Raw genomic sequence first — 18,139 nt, 5'->3', positions numbered from 1 at the left:
AGGAGCAATACATGTCCACCCTGGAAATTAAGAACCTGCACGCCAACGTCCTGCCCACCGAGGAAGGCCAGGAGCCGAAGCCGATCCTCAAGGGCGTCAACCTGACCATCAAGGGCGGTGAGACCCACGCGATCATGGGCCCGAACGGCTCCGGCAAGTCCACCCTCGCCTACACCCTGGCGGGCCACCCGAAGTACGAGGTGACCGAGGGCGAGGTGCTTCTCGACGGCGAGAACGTGCTCGACATGGAAATCGACGAGCGCGCCCGCGCCGGCCTCTTCCTGGCCATGCAGTACCCGGTGGAGGTGCCGGGCGTGTCCTCGTCGAACTTCATGCGCTCCGCGGTCACCGCCGTGCGCGGCGAGGCCCCGAAGCTGCGTGAGTGGGTCGGCGAGCTCAACACCGCCCGCGAGGCGCTGCAGATGGATGCCTCCTTCTCCGAGCGCTCCGTCAACGAGGGCTTCTCCGGCGGCGAGAAGAAGCGCCACGAGGTCATGCAGCTGGCCCTGATGAAGCCGAAGTTCGCGGTCATGGACGAGACCGACTCCGGCCTGGACGTCGACGCGCTGCGCATCGTCTCCGAGGGCATCAACCGCTACCAGGACGAGACCGGCGGCGGCGTCCTCATGATCACGCACTACAAGCGCATCTTGAACTACGTCAAGCCCGACTACATCCACGTCTTCGCCGACGGCAAGATCGTGCAGACCGGCGACGCATCCATCGCCGACCAGCTCGAGGCCGAGGGCTACGAGAAGTTCATCTGATGGCGCTCGACGTAACAGCCATCCGCAAGGAGTTCCCGATCCTGTCTCGCACCGTGCGCGGCGGCAAACCGCTGGTGTACCTGGATTCGGGGGCGACGTCGCAGCGCCCGCAGCGGGTGTGGGACGCTGAGCGTGACTTCGTGCTCGGCTGCAACGCGCCCGTGCACCGCGGCTCCTACGAGCTGGCGGAGGAGGCCACCGACGCGTACGAGTCCGCCCGTGAGGCCATCGCGGCCTTCGTCGGCGCGGACAACGACGAGATCGCGTTCACCAAAAACGCCACCGAGGCGTTGAACCTGGTCGCGTACGTGCTGGGCGATTCCCGCGCAGGCGAGTTCGCGGTGGGCGAGGGCGACACCATCGTGATCACGGAGCTCGAGCACCACGCCAACCTCGTGCCGTGGCAGGAGCTGGCGCGCCGCACCGGAGCGACGTTGAAGTGGTATGCGATGACGGAGGACGGCCGCATCGACCTCGACTCGCTCGAGCTCGACGACACGGTCAAGGTTGTGGCGTTTACCCACCAGTCTAACGTCACCGGCGCGCACGCGGACGTGGCCGAGATGGTGCGCCGCGCAAAGGCCGTCGGCGCGCTCACTGTGCTCGACGCCTGCCAGTCGGTGCCCCACATGCCGGTGGACTTCCACGCCCTCGACGTCGACTTCGCGGCGCTTTCCGGGCACAAGATGTGCGGCCCGTCCGGCGTGGGCGCGCTGTACTCGAAGCACCTCAACGAGCTGCCGCCGTTCCTCACGGGCGGCTCGATGATCGAGGTCGTGCGCATGGAGGGTTCCACTTACGCGTCGGCGCCGCAGCGCTTCGAAGCGGGCACCCAGATGACCTCCCAGGTCGTGGGACTGGGCGAGGCGGTGCGCTTCCTCACCGAGGTCGGCATGGAGGACATCCAGGCGCACGAGCGCGAGCTCACCGCGTACGCCCTGGAGCAGATGCAGCGTATCGACGGCCTCCGGATCGCCGGGCCGCTTACCGCCGACAACCGCGGCGGCGCGATCGCCTTTACGGTCGAGGGCGTGCACCCGCACGACCTGGGCCAGGTGCTCGACTCCGAGGGCGTTGCCATCCGCACCGGCCACCACTGCGCGTGGCCACTGCACCGTGGCCTGGACATGCAGTCCACGTCCAGGGCGAGCTTCTACCTGTACAACACGCTGGATGAGGTTGATACCTTGGTGTCGTCGATTAGCAAAGCGAAGGAGTTTTTCGCGCGATGAACCTCGAATCCATGTACCAGGAAGTCATCCTGGACCACTACAAGAACCCGCAGCACGCGGGGCTGCGCGAGCCGTTCGAGGCGGAGGTGCACCACGTCAACCCGTCGTGTGGCGACGAACTGACGCTGCGCGTGCACCTGTCGGAGGACGGCTCCACGGTCGAGGACGTCTCCTACGACGCTGAAGGCTGCTCGATCTCGCAGGCCTCCACGTCGGTGATGGCTGAAGAAATCATCGGCCTGCCGGTCGACGAGGCAATGAAGAAGCTCGCGTCGTTCGACGAGATGATCACCTCGCGCGGCACCGTCGAGGGCGATGCCGAGATGATCGGCGACGGCGTGGCGTTCGCCGGTGTAGCCAAGTTCCCGGCACGCGTGAAGTGCGCGCTGATGGGGTGGAAGGCGTTCCAGGCGGCGACGTCGGACGCCCTGGGAGAGAAGGAGTAGCTATGACTGAACCGGACAAGCAGGCGGAGCGCCCGCAGCAGACCGAAGAGCAGCTCAAGCTCATCGGCGAGGTGGAGGAGTACCTCCACGACGTGATCGACCCGGAGCTGGGCATCAACGTGGTTGACCTGGGGCTGGTCTATGACTTGTGGATTGAGGAGCACGAGGGCAAAACCGTCGCGGTGCTCAACATGACGCTGACCTCGCCGGCGTGCCCGCTCACTGACGTGATCGAGGAGCAGGCGACCCTGTCGGTCGTGAACAACACTGCGGTCGACGAGCTGGAGCTCAACTGGGTCTGGATGCCGCCGTGGGGCCCGCAGTTCATCACCGAGGAGGGCCGCGAGCAGCTCCGCGCCCTCGGTTTCGCGGTCTAAAACACCTCTTGTAATCCCCCCAGGTTGTTAACCTGTGGGGGATTTTCGCGTTGTGAGGGAGGATTGTTGTGAACCTTGGGCTTGCTGAAATTTTGGTCCTGCTCGGTACCGCCAGCCTGGTTGCGATGATCGTCGCGCTGATCATTTGGATCGTGCGCGCAGTCTCGAAGAAGTAGATCCCGATTTGGGGGCTGTTGATACAGTTTCCCCGTGATTGTCACCAATGATCTCGAGGTCCGCGTCGGCGCGCGCACGCTTCTCGACGCCCCCGGCCAGCACCTCCGCGTCCAACCCGGCGACCGCATCGGCCTTGTCGGCCGCAACGGCGCGGGCAAGACCACCACGATGCGCATCCTGGCGGGGGAGACCGAACCCTACGGCGGCTCGGTGACCCGCTCGGGCGAGATCGGCTACCTCCCGCAGGACTCCAAAGAGGGCGACATCGAGCAGACCGCCCGCGACCGTGTGCTCTCGGCCCGCGGCCTGGACCAGATCCAGCGCTCGATGGCCAAGCAGCAGAAGCTGATGGAGGAAACGGACGGCGAAGAGCGCGACAAGGCCATCGCGAAATTTTCCCGCCTTGAGGAGCGCTACCAGGCGCTCGGCGGCTACGAGGCGAACGCGGAGGCGGCGCAGATCTGCGACAACCTGGGGCTGCCGGAGCGCATCCTGGACCAGCAGCTGAAGACCCTGTCGGGCGGCCAGCGCCGCCGCGTGGAGCTCGCCCAGATCCTGTTCGCCTCGCGCCAGGGTTCGGGCAAGTCGCAGACCACCCTGCTTCTCGACGAGCCGACCAACCACCTCGACGCCGACTCCATCACCTGGCTGCGCAACTTCCTGTCCAAGCACGAGGGCGGGCTGATCATGATCTCCCACGACGTCGAGCTGCTCGACGCGGTGTGCAACAAGGTCTGGTTCTTGGACGCGGTGCGCGCCGAGGCCGACGTGTACAACATGGGCTTTTCGAAGTACAAGGACGCCCGCGCCCTCGATGAGGCCCGGCGCCGCCGCGAGCGCGCCAACGCCGAGAAGAAGGCCTCAGCCTTGCAGAAGCAGGCCGCAAAGTTGGGCGCGAAGGCCACGAAGGCATCGGCCGCGAAGCAGATGATGGCGCGCGCCGAGCGCATGATGGGGGAGCTCGACGAGGTCCGGGTGGCCGACAAGGTCGCCTCCATCTCCTTCCCGGAGCCGGCGCCGTGTGGCAAGACCCCGCTGTTTGGCAAGGGTTTGACCAAGATGTACGGCTCCCTTGAGGTCTTCGCGGGAGTGGACTTGGCGGTGGACAAGGGCTCGCGCGTGGTCGTGCTGGGCACCAACGGCGCCGGCAAGACCACCCTGCTCAAGCTGCTCGCCGGGGTGGAGCGCACCGACGGCGAGGGCGGCGTGGTCTCGGGCCACGGGCTGAAGATCGGCTACTTCGCCCAGGAGCACGACACCATCGACGGCGACAAGAGCGTCTGGGAGAACACCATTGAGGCCTGCCCCGACGCCGGCCAGCAGGACCTGCGCGGCCTCCTCGGTGCCTTCATGTTCTCGGGCGACAAGCTGGAGCAGCCCGCCGGCACCCTCTCGGGCGGCGAGAAGACCCGCCTCGCGCTGGCCACCCTCGTCTCCTCGCGCGCGAACGTGCTGCTTCTCGACGAGCCCACCAACAACCTCGACCCCCAATCCCGCGAGCAGGTTCTCGACGCTCTGAAGACCTACACGGGTGCCGTCGTCCTGGTCACCCACGACCCGGGCGCGGTGCGCGCGCTCGAGCCGGAGCGGGTCATCATCATGCCCGAGGGCGACGAGGACATGTGGAGCGACGAGTACATGGAGATCGTCGAGCTCGCCTAACCAGCCACCGACCAGGTGGGCGCATCTAGAACGGCGGGTACGGGTCTTGCCCCTTCGCCCATGGCGGGGGTTCCACCGGCTCCCGTGGGGGAGGCGGATCCGGCGGTTCTGGTGGTTCGCGAGTTTCCGGTGGGGCCGTACCGCCACCCGGATCGGGCACGGTTGCCCGATTCCGCTGCCGGTGTCTCTTCCGTAACCTGTTCACCGCCGAATGCTCGGCCGCGTCCGCGTGGTTGAACTGCAGCGTTGCACACCCGGGTTCCTTCACTCCGGCCCGACCCGTCGCCGGGTCCACATCCATGTGGCTGGTGTTGTTTCTGTGGTCTTTGAAGTCGTTGTTGCAGCGGTGGTGGGTCCGGCACAGCGCTGTGAGGTTGTCGATGTTGGTGTCACCGCCTTGGAGCCATGATGTGATGTGGTGGATCTCCGTCTCCGTGAGCGGGGCGGTGCAGCCAGTCCAGGCGCACACGCCCTGCACTGCCAGCAAAGTGATCCGTTGCGCAAGCGACGCCAATCGCCGCGTCCGGTAGAGGTTCAACGGCAACGACCTTGCATCGTCGACAGTCAGCACGAAGTCAGAGGTTCCGTCCATGCCCAAACGCACGAGGTCGAAGGAGTCGAGCTCGATTCCGGTGTTGGTGGCGAACTTCGTGGTCGGCTCGGCCTCCGCCAGCTCGTCCAGCGTCACCGACACAACCACGGACGCGCACCCGCCGCCGGTTGGCTTCTCACAGGCGTCGTAATGCTTGAGTATCTCGGAGAACTGGTCGTACCTGCGTTGCGACGGCGTACGGTAATCCTCGACACCCTCGGGGAGGTTCGAGTTGGGCACCAACCCCTTATCGCTCAGCGCTTTGAACAGCGCTGAATCAGAGGCCACGGCATCGATAGTGATCCGGCATGTCCCGTCTGCGCGCTGGGTGCCGATGTGCAGCCCGCGGTTTTCCATGCCCGCGTTCGGGTTCGTGGGCTCGACGTGCTTGCGGTTCTCGCGCTCGACCCAGCGGCGCACGGTGGCGCGCAAATCTTTCACGGAACGTCGAGGAGCCTCCGCGAGCGCGTCCGCCTGGAGACGGGCACGCGCTCCCTTCGCATCCCCGACAAGCTTGTCTAGCTCTTGGCGGATCACGCGCTGTTTCTCGGCGTTCACGCGCTCGGCGGCACGGCGGGCTTCTTCTTGCTTGCGCCGCGCCTCTTCGCGGGCAGCTGCTCGAGCAGCCTCGCGGGCCGCTTCCTCCCGCTCTGCCTCCGCCGCCGGATCCGCGGGGGTTTCCTCACAATCGGTATCGAACAGGTCGGTGACCTGCTCCTCTTCAACCTCGGGCTCACCGTAGTAGTCCCGGCCTCGGGCGAGACGGTCGTAGGCGTCCTTGGGCTCCAACCCGAGCTTCTTCTGAAGGTACTGATTGGCGTGCTTTGAGCCGACGACGCGCCCGGCGTCGTCACGCTCGCACACGTACGCGAAAAGCGCGTCGAGCGTAGCCTTCACGTTGAATATTGCTTCGAGGCGCTCGAAATCCTCCCGAACCTCCCCGAACTCGACCGCATCGGGGTCTGCACACAGGTCCTTCATGGCCAGGAGGGCATGAGTGATTGTGTCGACGTGCTTTCGCAGTTCAACGGTCATTTCGCCCTCCTTTCAAGTTGCCTAATCGAATGGGTTTACGATTAACCTACAAGCCGCCCCGACATAAACAGGATCTATGTCCACCAGCGAACACATAAGAAGAAAAACTGTTACGAGGATCACATTGTTCAGAATGGCACAACGCCAGCCCAGTGCTCATAGTCGGGATGTGAGCCGACGGGCATCCGAGGCTGCGCCCAGGGGTCCACTAGCAGCCTAAATTCGGCCAACATCCGCTCAACGGCCTCATCGGTGAGGTCCACAATCATTAGCAAATCGCCGTCAGCCGTGCTCATCCGAAGCGACTCGTTGGGGACATCAACGGTGACCATCGGGCAGTCAACCTCGAGCGGTGGCGGTGTCGTAGTCGCGTACTCGTTGCCGATTTTCAGGAATTGAAACGGTTTCACCAAAGCGTTCAGCTCTCCGAAGTGCCAGAGGTCGGAGAAGAGTGAATCAACTGTCTGGCCCCAGTGAACTCGGGGAAGGAACTTCTCTATGGCGTCTTCACCGCCCACTGGGTAGAAGACGTCTATGCCGGAGGCGAGTTCTCCACTGCGTTCGCAAATGAGCCGCACCGCCGAGCGCTTCGGAAACTTCGGCGTCTCTCCGTATGGGTCTGGCTCATTTTTGGCCCAGACCAGCTCGAATAAGGGATACACGTCATCTGGGGTTAGCGCGCTGCGCATCTTCGGCATCCCACTGACCTGCGGGGTCACCTCACCTCGAGCGTAATCCAACGTCAAATATTCTTCGCTGTGGACATCAAGAAGCTCGCCAGTGACGCTCGCGCCGAATGGCGTTGAGTTCCAGTGGAACACCCAAGTAAGTGCCTGCCCCAGCCCCCGAAAAGGATCTGAGGTGTCGATTCTGAATAAATTAATTTATATTGTCACAAAAGGTCTTGCGGGAAACGGAGAGCTAGACCATCATAAGTAATGAGACAGGGTTTCCTTTTTGATTCATGTCTCACTTGACCCCAACATCAGCGCCAAAGGTTTATTCTCTCCCGTCGCACATCTTCCAAATATATTTGAAGGGTGTTGCCCGTGAAAGTAAGGAATTTTCTATCCGCCACTTTGGTGGCATTTATCGGGTTGCTTGTTTCCCCCACTGCAGTGGCCGCTCAGCCAATTGACTAGACTATTAGCCAAACAATCATTGGCCCGAAAGGCGAGGATCTTCCACTCCGCGTAGGGCAGGGAGATGAGCCCGGCAGTGTTGGTTTTGGGCTTTCTCACATCAAGGACAGTCACGGCGGTTTCGTTCCAGCCACTACAGAGATTGACACAGTTTTACATAACGCCCCCGAATGCAAAGGCGGCTTAAATGTAGGAAATGGCAAGAAAGAATGCTCTTACCCAATCAATGGAAGAGTTATGACGGTTGTTGCCACAGAGCGAGTAGATCCCGCAAGCGGAGACGGCCGACCTGTCGGAATAATCACTGCTTTCTACCGCTAGGAGAATAGTCATCAATCAATTTATTTCTATCACGACTGATGAAATCAAGTTTTTGAAAAATATATCCACCCAAATGTTTCAAGACACCATACTCCCAGAGGAAACAATTTTAGCAGGAGTCGGCATCCAAGCGGGAAGAAACAGCGGCTCCCCCGAAAATCAGCTCTGGTACCACTTCGATCTCTTTAACCCTGGACTTCACGAAGGAAAAGTTGTTCGTCTTTGGGGAAGATTCCCTGATTTAAGTAAAAATGAAGAATCTATCGAGTGGGACGAAATGCTCCAGGGCTCTGGTTTTGTAGAGATGTTCCTTACCTCAACCCCTGAAAAGAATAGATTCAATTCTATGGAATATATCCAGAAAGGATGATCACCAATGGTATGGAAAAAAGGGCTCACTTTAATAGGTTGCGCTTTACTAACTGCAGTGTCCCCCGTCACCGCCCAGGCATCTGAAAATAATCAGTATCAACCTGGGGACACCGTGCCACCCTCTGTTGACCCAGACGGTTTTCTCCCAAATACGGCTGAGGGCGAAATTAGCTTCTTTTCCGCCTCATCCCCGGTTGCTACCTGCGTTAACGTCCAGCCAAGCGCTGACAACGTAAAAGTAACAAATAATTGCCCAGGGAAACAGGGAATCAAAGTCTTAATCGCTTTCGGCCAAGATTCTGAATGCGTATATCTCGCACCTCACGCAACGCACGATCATCACTTTGGCAGTTGGTGGAACCTAAAAGCAAGGTTTGATGGCGTTGTTTCCTGCTAATGCTCAAGAATATCTAGGATAGGTATAGTCAGTCTGATTGTCGCCTACACCTTCACCTGGGACATGATGGCAGCAAACTTCTCAACATCAGCTGTTACGTCCTCGGCTCAAATGAGAGATTTTAGAAGACGTACGAGTGAAGCAATCGCCGATATTGCAAATATTTGGCCCAACGCCGGCATTGAAGCTTCCACCGAGGGGGTCACTGTCACCAAGACAACAACGTCAATCCGACCACGAGCAAAAAATGTCACCGAGAATCCACTCGAACTGCATAATGTTTGAATCGACTGTGATCCCGCGGGGTTCGCAGTTAACGCGTTCGGTAATGATGTGCAGAAGTTTACGACGTTGCATTTTCTTGCTCCTTCGGTTCGGAAGATTCGTTTCCACGAACGTACAAACCGAAACATAAACCGCACAAGAGTTTGCCCACTATAGTGAGCATCTTGCTTATCGACGGACGAAGCGTGGACCCCGAAAGCAGCCCGCTACACTCGCAATATGGCAAACAACGACATCATCGACACCATCAAGGACGCCTGGAACGGCCTTTCTTCCGACCAGAAGACCATTGCCGGCGTGCTCGCCACCATCGACACCGTCGGTAAAGCGTTTGCGCTGCGCGACCTTGCACGTACCAACTCCAAGCGTGTCCGGGGTCCGAAGTGGCTGTGGACCCCGGTGATCGGCGCAGTCAACACCCTGGGCTGGGTTGGCTACTTCGTCATTGGGAAGAAGCGCTAGGAACCGCGGCAGTCTCTCCGCGATAGAACCTGATCTGCCTGATGCTTTGAGGGGCGGGTCGTTGCCACGGGTATCGATCGGGGTAGGCCAGGACGTCCTCAGTTAGGCAGATAAGTGTGTCCGTCCCAGCGGGCCCACCGAGAGTGAGCACTCCATCGGCGATCTCGATTGTTGAAGAGTGAGAGGGTCTGTCCACCACGCTTCGAATGGAAGCCGTTGGCAATTCCGCAAAGGACGTTCGCCCACGCCGGAAAACAACGATTTTGTCATCAAAATAGCTAGGCCGAATCCGCTCTGCGGCGATGAGCCCCCAAACAAAGACAACGGCCCACAGCGACAGCAGCAACGCAACAATACGAATGGTCCCTGCAGGCAGCACAAGGTGGACAACGACTGCCTCGATCACGAGTACTGCTGAGATCATTGCTAGCATTTGTATTCGACCCGGTTGATGGGGCAGTGCGGTGGCGTCTTCGGGGACGAGAGTCTTGCGGCGAGCCCAACGCATGAGATCTCGGTAAAGCCCGAGTTCATACTTGGCGAGTCTGAAGCCGGGGTGTTTATGAAGAAGGTGAAGGAATCTACGCAGAGGGATCACCTGCCAAGACCCGAAGAGCCACCCCTTGCGCTCCCTTTGTCGGCACATCGGACAGAGCAAGTGGTACGTCACCTGGGGTGAGAGTCGGGAAGATGTCTCGCATTAGGCCGGATTGCGCCAGCGCTTGTAGTGTTCGGATCACGTTGTCAACGGCAGGGTCTGTTGGCTGCATTTCACCAAGTTTTTGCCAAAACATCGCTGACTTTCGCGCTGCAGTGAGACAGCTGGGATCTTGAAGATTCTTTCGAAGCTGCTCCCACGTTTCCGGCGTGGCAACGCCGGTCAGCGCCATGAGGTCCCATGAGTCCAACTCTGTTTGTAATAGCGATGGATCGTCATAGAGGGATCTGAGGGAAATGCGGATGTCCTCTGGCGTTCCATAGGGTGACGTCAACAGAGCGAGAAGGCGACGTTTTTGGCGCTGAAGAAGTGTGATGCGCTCGTCGAGAAGCCTAAGTGATCGCTCAACGGCATTCGGGGTTTGGACAGCTGAAACTGGGACTCCAGCGTCAACGAGTGCTCTGGCCCGAATGACCGCTGCGAGGTCGGAAATCGAATAGTTGCGGTAGTTTCCACTCGTGCGAGCTGGCTCGGGGACTGCGCCACTCGTATGAAGGTGACGCACAGCCCGAACGGAGCAGCCGGCGACTGCGGCGACTTCTGAAATCTTCACACGACCATTCTTGACCTTGACACTGTGTCAGGGTCAAGAAGATTGGGAGCAAACTAGTTCCTGAAACCGTGCACCGGCGCGGGGATGAATCCGCCGCGGTGGATGAATTCGTCGTTACCCACCTTGTTCACCGGAATCACCGGTGCGTAGCCGAGCAGTCCGCCGAAGTTCACTTCGTCGCCGGGCTTGGTGCCGGGCACCGGGATCAGGCGCGAAGCGGTGGTCTTGTGGTTCATCACGCCGATCGCGGCTTCGTCGGCAATCATGCCTGCGATGAGCTCCGGTGAAGTGTCGCCGGGGATGGCGATCATGTCGAAGCCCACGGAGCAGATTGAGGTCATCGCCTCGAGCTTGTCCATGGAGATGGCGCCGCTATGAACCGCGTCGATCATGCCCTTGTCCTCGGAGACCGGGATGAACGAGCCGGACAGGCCGCCGACGCGGGAGCAGGCCATCATGCCGCCCTTCTTCACGGCGTCGTTGAGCAGCGCCAACGCAGCAGTAGTCCCGTGCGTGCCCACCTGGTCCAGGCCCATGCGCTCGAGCACGTGCGCCACCGAATCGCCCATCTCCGCCGTCGGCGCGAGCGAGAGGTCCACGATGCCAAACGGCATGCCGAGGCGCTCCGCAGCCATCGTCCCCACGAGCTGACCCGCGCGGGTGATCTTGAACGCGGCCTTCTTAATCTCCTCGGCGACCTCGTTCAAGGTTGCCCCCTTGAGCGGAGCGATCGCATTATCGACGACGCCGGGGCCCGACACACCGACCGAGATCACCGTGTCCGGCTCCTCAATGCCGTGGAACGCGCCGGCCATGAACGGGTTGTCGCCCACGGCGTTGGCGAAGACGACCAGCTTTGCGCAGGCGATGGAGGAGCGGTCCGCGGTCGCCTCCGCCGCCTCTTTGACAATCTCGCCCATCTTGGCCACGGCGTTCATGTTGATGCCGGCGCGTGACGACGCCACGTTGACCGATCCGCACACGTTATCGGTAACGCTCAGCGCCTCCGGGATGGAGTAAATCAGCTTCTTGTCAGCGGTGGTGCCGCCCTTTTCCACCAGCGCGGAGTAGCCGCCGACGAAGTTCACGCCGAGCTCGCCGGCCGCGCGATCCAGCGCGCGGGCAATCTCCACCGGGTTGCCCTCGGCGCCCGCCGCCACCAGCGCGACGGGGGTGACGGAGATGCGCTTGTTCACGATCGGGATGCCAAGCTCGCGCTCGATGTCCTCGCACACCGGTACGAGATCACGCGCGCGCTCCACAACCCGGTCGTACACCGCCTGCGCGGTGGCCTCCATCGTGGGGCGGGTGCAGCCGATAAGCGAAATGCCCATGGTCACGGTGCGGATGTCTAGGCGGTAATCCTCGATCATGCGGATGACGTCGAGGAACCGCGCGTCTGAAAACTCGAAATTCACAGCCGCCCCTTAGATGTCGTTGATGGCGCTGAACAGGGCCTCGGACTGGATGCGCACGACCATGCCGAGCGGCTTGCCGGCGGCGTCGAACGCCTCCTGCAGCGCCCCCATGTCCACATCGCCCTCGGGCAGTGCGACGCGCATGATCATGGTGAAGAAGTCGTCCATGATGGTCTGGGAGACATCGAGGATGTTCAGCCCCTCGTCTGCGGCGGTCTTGGCAACTGCGGCGATGACGCCGGGGCGGTCTTTACCAGTGGTCGTAATAATTGCGTGCATGCGCAAAGTATAGGCGCTGAAATAGCGTTACGGTGGGGGTTATGGAAACACCTAAGCAAAACCAACACGTGCTCGTTCTCGGCGCGGGCGGCAACGTTTCGCACCACTCCGTCCCCAAGCTAGTAAAAGCTGGCCACAGCGTCAGTGCCCTCGTGCGCAACCCTGACCATGCGCAGCAGCTCGTCGACGACGGCGCGACTGCCATCGTCCGCGACCTGACCACCCTCAACGAGGAAGACTGGGCCCGCCTGCTCACCCCGTTCGACGTGGTCGTGTGGTCCGCGGGCGCCGGCGGCGGCTCCGCAGACGCCACCTATGCCGTGGACCGCGACGCGGCGATGGCGATGATCGACGCGCTCGAGGAGCTCGGCGAGTTCGCCCCGTTTACCGTCATGGTCTCCTATGCCGGCGCCGCCGAGGCCACCACGGAGGACGACGGCGGCCCGTGGTACGCCTATGTCGAGGCGAAGAAGGCCGTCGATAAGCGTCTGCTCGCCTCTGACCTGCCGTTCCAGATCCTCGGCCCCACCCGCCTCACCGATGACCCGTCGGAGGGCATCGCGCTTCTCGACGGCCAAAGGGACCCCTCGTCAGAAACCCCGCGCGAGCTCGTAGCGGATGTGATCGTCGAGTCGGTCGGCCGCGGCACGCAGTTCGACCGCAACCCGCTCGATTTCGAAGGCGGCGACGCGAAAGTCTCCGAGATCTAGTCGAACTGGTCCTCGGTGCAGAGCCGGGCGAAGGTGCGCAACAGCCCATTCGCCCGGCTTACGTCGTGGTTGGGCAAGTCGGCGACGATGCGGGCATACTCCTCGGCGGGGAAGTAACCGTAGTCGTGGAAGAAGTCCATGCGTGTGCGCATCGCGTCAGCATCCATCTCGGCGTGGAACTGGGTTGCCCACACCCGGTCGCCGTAGCGGACCATCTGTACCAACCCGTCGGCCCCGGTGGCCACAACGGTGAGGGAATCGGGCACGCGCACCGGGTTCTCGGTGTGGCCGGTCAGGGCGGTGAACGTGCCGCTAGGACCGGCGAGCTCGTCTTCCGCCACCACGTTCACGGTGGTCGGGCCGGACGGCTCGGGGTGGGTGCGCCCGACCTCGCCGCCGAGGTGGTCCACCAGCCAAGAGATGCCGAAGCAGACAAAGAAGACGGGTTTGCCGGAGTTGACGGTGGCGGACAGGATGTCGTCGATACGCTTGTGCCACGGATCGCGCTCGGGGTTGGTCACATTCAGTGAGCAGCCGCCGACGATGATGCCGCTGACGGGGTCGAGGGGGCCGAGCTCGGAGTCGGGGGAGTCGATGACACGCAGCTCCATGTCCACTTCGCTTACGCCCGTGGCCCGCAGGGCGTCGTGGTATTCGGCGTGGGCGACGTCCGGCCCGATCTCGCCGTTGCGAAGGGAGAGGAAAAGCAGCTTTGACATAGCGGCAATTCTATACCGCTTAGTCTATTTTTCGGAATTACCCGCGGACTGACTGCTCTACCACGTCGAGCATCGCCTCGAGCCGGTCCACAGGCTCACCGGAGGCGAGTTTGGTGATGAAGCCCTCGAGCACTGTCTCCAGGTAGGTCTGCACGACGGCGACGGGGACGTCGTCACGCATCTGCTTGTTTGACTCCAAGCGCTCGCGGACCGCACAGTCCAGCACCTCCTGGTGCTCGCGCCAACGCGCCTCGAACTCTGGGTCAGTGCGCAGCTTGCGGAGGATCTCGGCGCGGGTGGTGAACCAGTCGTTGGAGGTGCGGTCCACGAGCATCCCGCGCATGACCTCCACCAAACCGCGTTCGCTGACCACCTGGGCCTGCCGCTCCGCGTCTGCTTCGGCGATGGCCAGGAACAGTGTTTCCTTGTCGCCGAAGTGGTGGAAGATAGCGCCACGCGTTTTGCCGGTGGCCTCTTCCAGACGGGCCACGGTCGCCCCCTCGTAGCCGTAGTGCGCGAAGCAGACGCGGGCGGTGTCGATGATCTCGCCGCGGCGGCGCTTCAGCTCTTCATCGCTGACAATCGGCATGAGGGGGCTCCTTCGGGCTCCAGAAAGGGGTGAGAAAAATGGGGAAGGGGCCCCGCGGCGTGCGGGGCCCCTTAAGCGACGGCCGAAAGCTTGTTAGCTCTTGACCATCTGACGCAGCACGTACTGCAGAATGCCGCCGTGGCGGAAGTACTCCGCCTCACCCGGCGTATCCACGCGCACCACTGCGTCGAATTCGACAGCGTCGGCGCCGTCCTTCTCCGCCTTCACGTGAACCGTGGCCGGGATCTCACCGTTGTTGAACTCGGTGATGCCCGTCAGGGTGAACGTCTCGGTGCCGTCCAGGCCGAGAGACTCGTGGGACTCGCCCTCCGGGAACTGCAGCGGCAGCACGCCCATGCCGATCAGGTTCGAGCGGTGGATGCGCTCGAAGGACTCGGCGATGACGGCCTTCACACCCAGCAGGTTGGTGCCCTTCGCCGCCCAGTCGCGGGAGGAACCGGTGCCGTACTCCTTGCCGGCGATGACCACCAGCGGGATGTCCTTCTCGGCGTAGTTCATCGCGGCGTCGTAAATGTACGCCTGCGGTGCGCCCTCCTGCGTGAAGTCGCGGGTGTAGCCGCCCTGCTCGTCCACCAGCTGGTTGCGCAGGCGGATGTTCGCGAAGGTACCGCGGACCATGACCTCGTGGTTGCCGCGGCGGGAGCCGAAGGAGTTGTAGTCCTTGCGCTCAACACCGTTGGCATCCAGGTAGTTCGCGGCCGGGGTGCCCGGCTTGATGGAGGAAGCCGGCGAGATGTGGTCGGTGGTCACCGAGTCGCCCAGCTTCGCCAGCACGCGTGCGCCCTCGATGTCCTCGACTGCCTCCGGCTCATCCGGCATACCGTCGAAGTACGGTGCCTTGCGGATGTAGGTGGAGTCCTCGTTCCAGTCGAAGGTCTTGCCGGTCGGGATGTCCAGACCCTGCCACTGCTCGTCGCCCTTAAACACGTCGGCGTAGTCGGCCTCGTACATCTCGCGGGAAATGGTGCCAGCGATGGTCTCTTCGATCTCCTCGGTGGACGGCCAAACGTCCTTGAGGAAGACGTCGTTGCCGTCGGCGTCCTGGCCCAGCGGCTGGGTCTCGAAGTCGAAGTCCATCGTGCCGGCGATAGCGTAGGCGATGACCAGCAGCGGGGACGCGAGGTAGTTCATCTTCACGTCCGGGGAGATGCGGCCTTCGAAGTTGCGGTTGCCGGAAAGGACTGCGGTTGCGGTGAGGTCGAACTCGTTGACTGCGTCGGAGACCTCGGCCGGCAGCGGGCCGGAGTTGCCGATGCAGGATGCGCAGCCGAAGCCGGAGAGGTAGAAGCCGACGGCCTCCAGGTCCTTCCACAGGTCAGCGCGCTCGTAGTAGCCGTCAACGACCTGGGAGCCCGGAGCCATAATCGTCTTGACCCACGGCTTGGCCTTCAGGCCCTTCTCGGCGGCCTTGCGTGCCAGCAGTGCAGCGCCGACCATGACGGACGGGTTGGAGGTGTTGGTGCAGGAGGTCACAGCGGCGATGGCCACGAAGCCGTGGTCCAGGGTGTACTCGCCGCCCTTCGGGGACTCGACGATGACCGGCTTGGAAGCGCGGCCCTCTGCACCCTCAGCGGCGGACTCGCCGTTGGCTGCCCAGGACTCGTTGTAGGAGACAGCGTCAACGTTCTCGGCGCGAACCGGCTCGGAGGTGCCCTCGCCGGCAGTGTTGTAGTCCGGCAGCTGCTTGCGGAAGGTGTCCTTGGACTCGGACAGCAGGATGCGGTCCTGCGGGCGCTTCGGGCCCGCAATGGACGGGACGACGGTGGACAGGTCCAGCTCGAGGTACTCGGAGTACTCGGCCTCGGTGGCGTCCTGCTCCAGCCACATGCCCTGTGCCTTGGCGTACGCCTCGACGCGGTCGATGTCCTCCTGGGAGCGGCCGGTCAGGTGCAGGTAGTTGATGGTCTCCTCGTCGATCGGGAAGATCGCGCAGGTGGAGCCGAACTCCGGGGACATGTTGCCGATGGTGGCGCGGTTGGCCAGCGGGATTTCCTTGACGCCGTTGCCGTAGAACTCGACGAACTTCTGCACCACGCCGTGCTCGCGCAGCATCTCGGTGATGGTGAGCACGACGTCGGTTGCGGTCACACCGGTCGGGATCTCGCCGGTGAGCTTAAAGCCCACGACGCGCGGGATGAGCATGGACACCGGCTGGCCCAGCATCGCGGCCTCAGCCTCGATGCCGCCCACACCCCAGCCCAGGATGCCCAGGCCGTTTTCCATGGTGGTGTGGGAGTCGGTGCCGATGCAGGTGTCCGGGTAAGCCAGACCCTCGTTGTCGAAGACGACGCGGGAGAGGTACTCGATGTTGACCTGGTGGACAATGCCGGTTCCCGGCGGGACGACGCGGAAGTTGGAGAAGTTCTCTGCACCCCAGCGCAGGAACTGGTAGCGCTCCTCGTTGCGCTGGTACTCGATCTCGACGTTCTTGTCGATGGCGTCGGTGGAGCCGAATGCCTCGATAATCACGGAGTGGTCGATGACCATCTCAGCCGGGTTCAGCGGGTTGACCTGGTCCGGGTTGCCGCCGAGGGTGCTCACGGCCTCACGCATGGTTGCAAGGTCGACCACGCAGGGCACGCCGGTGAAGTCCTGCATGAGGACGCGGGCCGGGGTGAACTGAATCTCCACGCTCGGCTCTGCCGAGGGGTCCCAGTTTGCGATGGCCTTGATGTGGTCCTCGGTGACGTTCTTGCCGTCCTCGGTGCGCAGGAGGTTCTCGCCCAGCACCTTGAGGGAGTAGGGGAGTTTCTCCATGCCTTCGACGGCGTCGAGTGCGAAGTAGTCGTAGGACTTCCCGCCGACCTCGAGTGTCTTTTTGGCACCGAACGAGTTCTTGCTTTCTGCCACGGTGAGCTCCAATTCTCGTCGTATGAAATCAGGGATTAGCGACCCTATGGTCAAGCCACCAGTCTATGCGACCTTCCATAGTTCCGCGCCCATATTAACAGTACGCGCGTTATGTTTTTGCATTGCGCCTATCGACGCACCAACGGTTCCCACCGTTAGACTCCAAAATCGACCATCTGGATCGTCGGGCAGCCCGAGGAGAGACGCCAATGCAGACCGAAGCCACGCTTGAAGAGCTCGCCTCCCAGCTCGCATCGTCCCCTGTCGCGTTCGGTACCGACAATCCCGTCAACGCGGAGCTGGGTCCGGCCCTCGAGGCCGCTCTCGCCGACGCCAACACCGACGCTTTCGCTCCGGTGGGAATGATTGTGCTCGAGCAGACACCGCCAGTTATCGCGGACCTGCGCGACCTGGCGCAGGACGCCGCCGCCGAGACTGGTTTGGACACGGTTCTGGTGCGTACCCCGCAAGTGGCTGTCGGGGTCAGCGACTCTTTGACCCGCGCACAGGTGGAGCGCGGGGAACGGACGATGGTCGCTGAGCCGGACTATGTTGTCGGCGTCCACGCCTTCGCCGACGCCGCCAACACGTTCTCGGTGAACTGGCCGCTGACCGTGGCGGTCGCTGTGTTGGTGCTCGCCGTGGTTGCCACGGCAGCGGCGCTTTCCGCCCGCCACGGCGACTAGGCGTCGACAAGCCTGGGCGCTTGACCTCCTCGCTCGTAAAAGTTGACAAGCCGCCCGAAAACCCTCAGGTCAAATTCCGCGATTTCAACAGTTTGGTCAACTTCTACGAGCACGCAGCCGTTGGTGTGACAAAAGTCACGTAACGCGCCGAGGTCGAAGTTCGCGCTGGTGAGACGGGTGTGAATCATGTGAACAGGCTTGACTCAGGAGATTGTTTGTAACAAAAGAGATACAAGTTTGTTGCCTTGACGTATGGTTCCCGTATCGGCTCGCGGGTCGATGATTGTCACACGCAACGCAATGGCACCGTAAGGGCGCTCTAGTCAAGC

At 62.1% G+C, this 18,139-nt stretch carries 17 protein-coding genes; 9 read left to right on the top strand and 8 right to left on the bottom strand.

From position 1 onward, the window contains the following. Positions 1-11 precede the first annotated feature (11 nt). The 5 genes from sufC to CIHUM_RS05935 all read left to right on the top strand — a co-directional run bounded on the left by sufC (position 12) and on the right by CIHUM_RS05935 (position 4,661). On the top strand, positions 12-767 hold the full coding sequence (sufC, locus tag CIHUM_RS05955) for a Fe-S cluster assembly ATPase SufC (RefSeq protein WP_034998939.1): 756 nt from the start codon (positions 12-14) through the stop codon (positions 765-767). Beyond that, entirely contained in the window at positions 767-1,999 is a 1,233-nt protein-coding gene (locus CIHUM_RS05950) for a cysteine desulfurase (RefSeq protein WP_034998941.1), read from the top strand. The genes sufC and CIHUM_RS05950 overlap by 1 nt, the downstream gene beginning before the upstream one ends. Continuing rightward, positions 1,996-2,445 carry a Fe-S cluster assembly sulfur transfer protein SufU gene (gene sufU / locus CIHUM_RS05945; protein WP_034998943.1) on the top strand — a complete coding sequence of 150 codons (450 nt, stop codon included), beginning with the start codon at positions 1,996-1,998 and terminating at the stop codon, positions 2,443-2,445. The genes CIHUM_RS05950 and sufU overlap by 4 nt, the downstream gene beginning before the upstream one ends. Before the next feature lie 2 nt (positions 2,446-2,447). Then, complete coding sequence (locus tag CIHUM_RS05940; RefSeq protein WP_034998945.1) at positions 2,448-2,822, top strand: metal-sulfur cluster assembly factor; 375 nt, start codon at positions 2,448-2,450, stop codon at positions 2,820-2,822. A 210-nt stretch (positions 2,823-3,032) separates the two neighbouring features. After that, a complete protein-coding gene (locus tag CIHUM_RS05935) occupies positions 3,033-4,661 on the top strand; it encodes an ABC-F family ATP-binding cassette domain-containing protein (RefSeq protein ID WP_034998947.1) in 1,629 nt (542 codons plus the stop codon). Between the two features lie 25 nt (positions 4,662-4,686). Here the strand turns inward: CIHUM_RS05935 and CIHUM_RS05930 are convergent, their stop codons facing one another. Together CIHUM_RS05930 and CIHUM_RS05925 are read right to left on the bottom strand one after the other, a co-directional pair. Beyond that, complete coding sequence (locus CIHUM_RS05930) at positions 4,687-6,288, bottom strand: HNH endonuclease signature motif containing protein (protein ID WP_051106384.1); 1,602 nt, start codon at positions 6,286-6,288, stop codon at positions 4,687-4,689. Positions 6,289-6,416: 128 nt separating this feature from the next. Next, positions 6,417-7,109, bottom strand: a complete 693-nt coding sequence (locus CIHUM_RS05925; protein ID WP_034998949.1) for a hypothetical protein — start codon at positions 7,107-7,109, stop codon at positions 6,417-6,419. Between the two features lie 715 nt (positions 7,110-7,824). On the opposite strand from CIHUM_RS05925, the gene CIHUM_RS05920 reads away from it, so the two are divergent. Next, complete coding sequence (locus CIHUM_RS05920) at positions 7,825-8,121, top strand: hypothetical protein (RefSeq protein WP_148363845.1); 297 nt, start codon at positions 7,825-7,827, stop codon at positions 8,119-8,121. A 903-nt stretch (positions 8,122-9,024) separates the two neighbouring features. Then, positions 9,025-9,267: a PLDc N-terminal domain-containing protein gene (locus tag CIHUM_RS05915; protein WP_034998951.1), complete on the top strand. Its 243-nt coding sequence runs from the start codon at positions 9,025-9,027 to the stop codon at positions 9,265-9,267. A 581-nt stretch (positions 9,268-9,848) separates the two neighbouring features. On the opposite strand, the gene CIHUM_RS05910 is transcribed toward CIHUM_RS05915, so the two are convergent. The 3 genes from CIHUM_RS05910 to CIHUM_RS05900 are packed head-to-tail and all read right to left on the bottom strand — an operon-like array spanning position 9,849 to position 12,235. Continuing rightward, positions 9,849-10,538 (bottom strand): MerR family transcriptional regulator, encoded by a 690-nt coding sequence (locus tag CIHUM_RS05910; protein WP_074432005.1) that lies wholly within the window; start codon positions 10,536-10,538, stop codon positions 9,849-9,851. 53 nt (positions 10,539-10,591) lie between these two features. After that, the gene (locus CIHUM_RS05905) at positions 10,592-11,956 is read right to left on the bottom strand and encodes a PFL family protein (protein WP_034998953.1); all 1,365 of its coding nucleotides are present in this window, start codon (positions 11,954-11,956) and stop codon (positions 10,592-10,594) included. 9 nt (positions 11,957-11,965) lie between these two features. Beyond that, positions 11,966-12,235: an ACT domain-containing protein gene (locus CIHUM_RS05900; protein ID WP_034998955.1), complete on the bottom strand. Its 270-nt coding sequence runs from the start codon at positions 12,233-12,235 to the stop codon at positions 11,966-11,968. A gap of 41 nt (positions 12,236-12,276) precedes the next feature. Between CIHUM_RS05900 and CIHUM_RS05895 the strand changes: the two genes are divergently transcribed. Then, positions 12,277-12,945 (top strand): NAD(P)H-binding protein, encoded by a 669-nt coding sequence (locus CIHUM_RS05895; RefSeq protein WP_034998957.1) that lies wholly within the window; start codon positions 12,277-12,279, stop codon positions 12,943-12,945. On the opposite strand, the gene CIHUM_RS05890 is transcribed toward CIHUM_RS05895, so the two are convergent. The 3 genes from CIHUM_RS05890 to acnA all read right to left on the bottom strand — a co-directional run bounded on the left by CIHUM_RS05890 (position 12,942) and on the right by acnA (position 17,124). Continuing rightward, entirely contained in the window at positions 12,942-13,664 is a 723-nt protein-coding gene (locus tag CIHUM_RS05890) for a glutamine amidotransferase-related protein (RefSeq protein WP_034998958.1), read from the bottom strand. The genes CIHUM_RS05895 and CIHUM_RS05890 overlap by 4 nt on opposite strands. 37 nt (positions 13,665-13,701) lie before the next feature. Next, positions 13,702-14,253, bottom strand: coding sequence for a TetR/AcrR family transcriptional regulator (locus tag CIHUM_RS05885; protein ID WP_034998960.1), 552 nt, complete (start codon positions 14,251-14,253; stop codon positions 13,702-13,704). Positions 14,254-14,346: 93 nt separating this feature from the next. Continuing rightward, on the bottom strand, positions 14,347-17,124 hold the full coding sequence (acnA, locus tag CIHUM_RS05880) for an aconitate hydratase AcnA (RefSeq protein ID WP_187370386.1): 2,778 nt from the start codon (positions 17,122-17,124) through the stop codon (positions 14,347-14,349). A 209-nt stretch (positions 17,125-17,333) separates the two neighbouring features. Here acnA and CIHUM_RS05875 point away from each other — a divergent pair, with 209 nt between their 5' ends. Continuing rightward, positions 17,334-17,810: an Rv1476 family membrane protein gene (locus CIHUM_RS05875; RefSeq protein ID WP_051106385.1), complete on the top strand. Its 477-nt coding sequence runs from the start codon at positions 17,334-17,336 to the stop codon at positions 17,808-17,810. Positions 17,811-18,139 lie beyond the last annotated feature (329 nt).

The organism is Corynebacterium ihumii (genome assembly GCF_028609825.1).
Taxonomy (GTDB): domain Bacteria; phylum Actinomycetota; class Actinomycetes; order Mycobacteriales; family Mycobacteriaceae; genus Corynebacterium; species Corynebacterium afermentans.
Note: the sequence above shows the minus strand (reverse complement) of the source record. Positions and strands in the feature narration are given on the sequence as shown.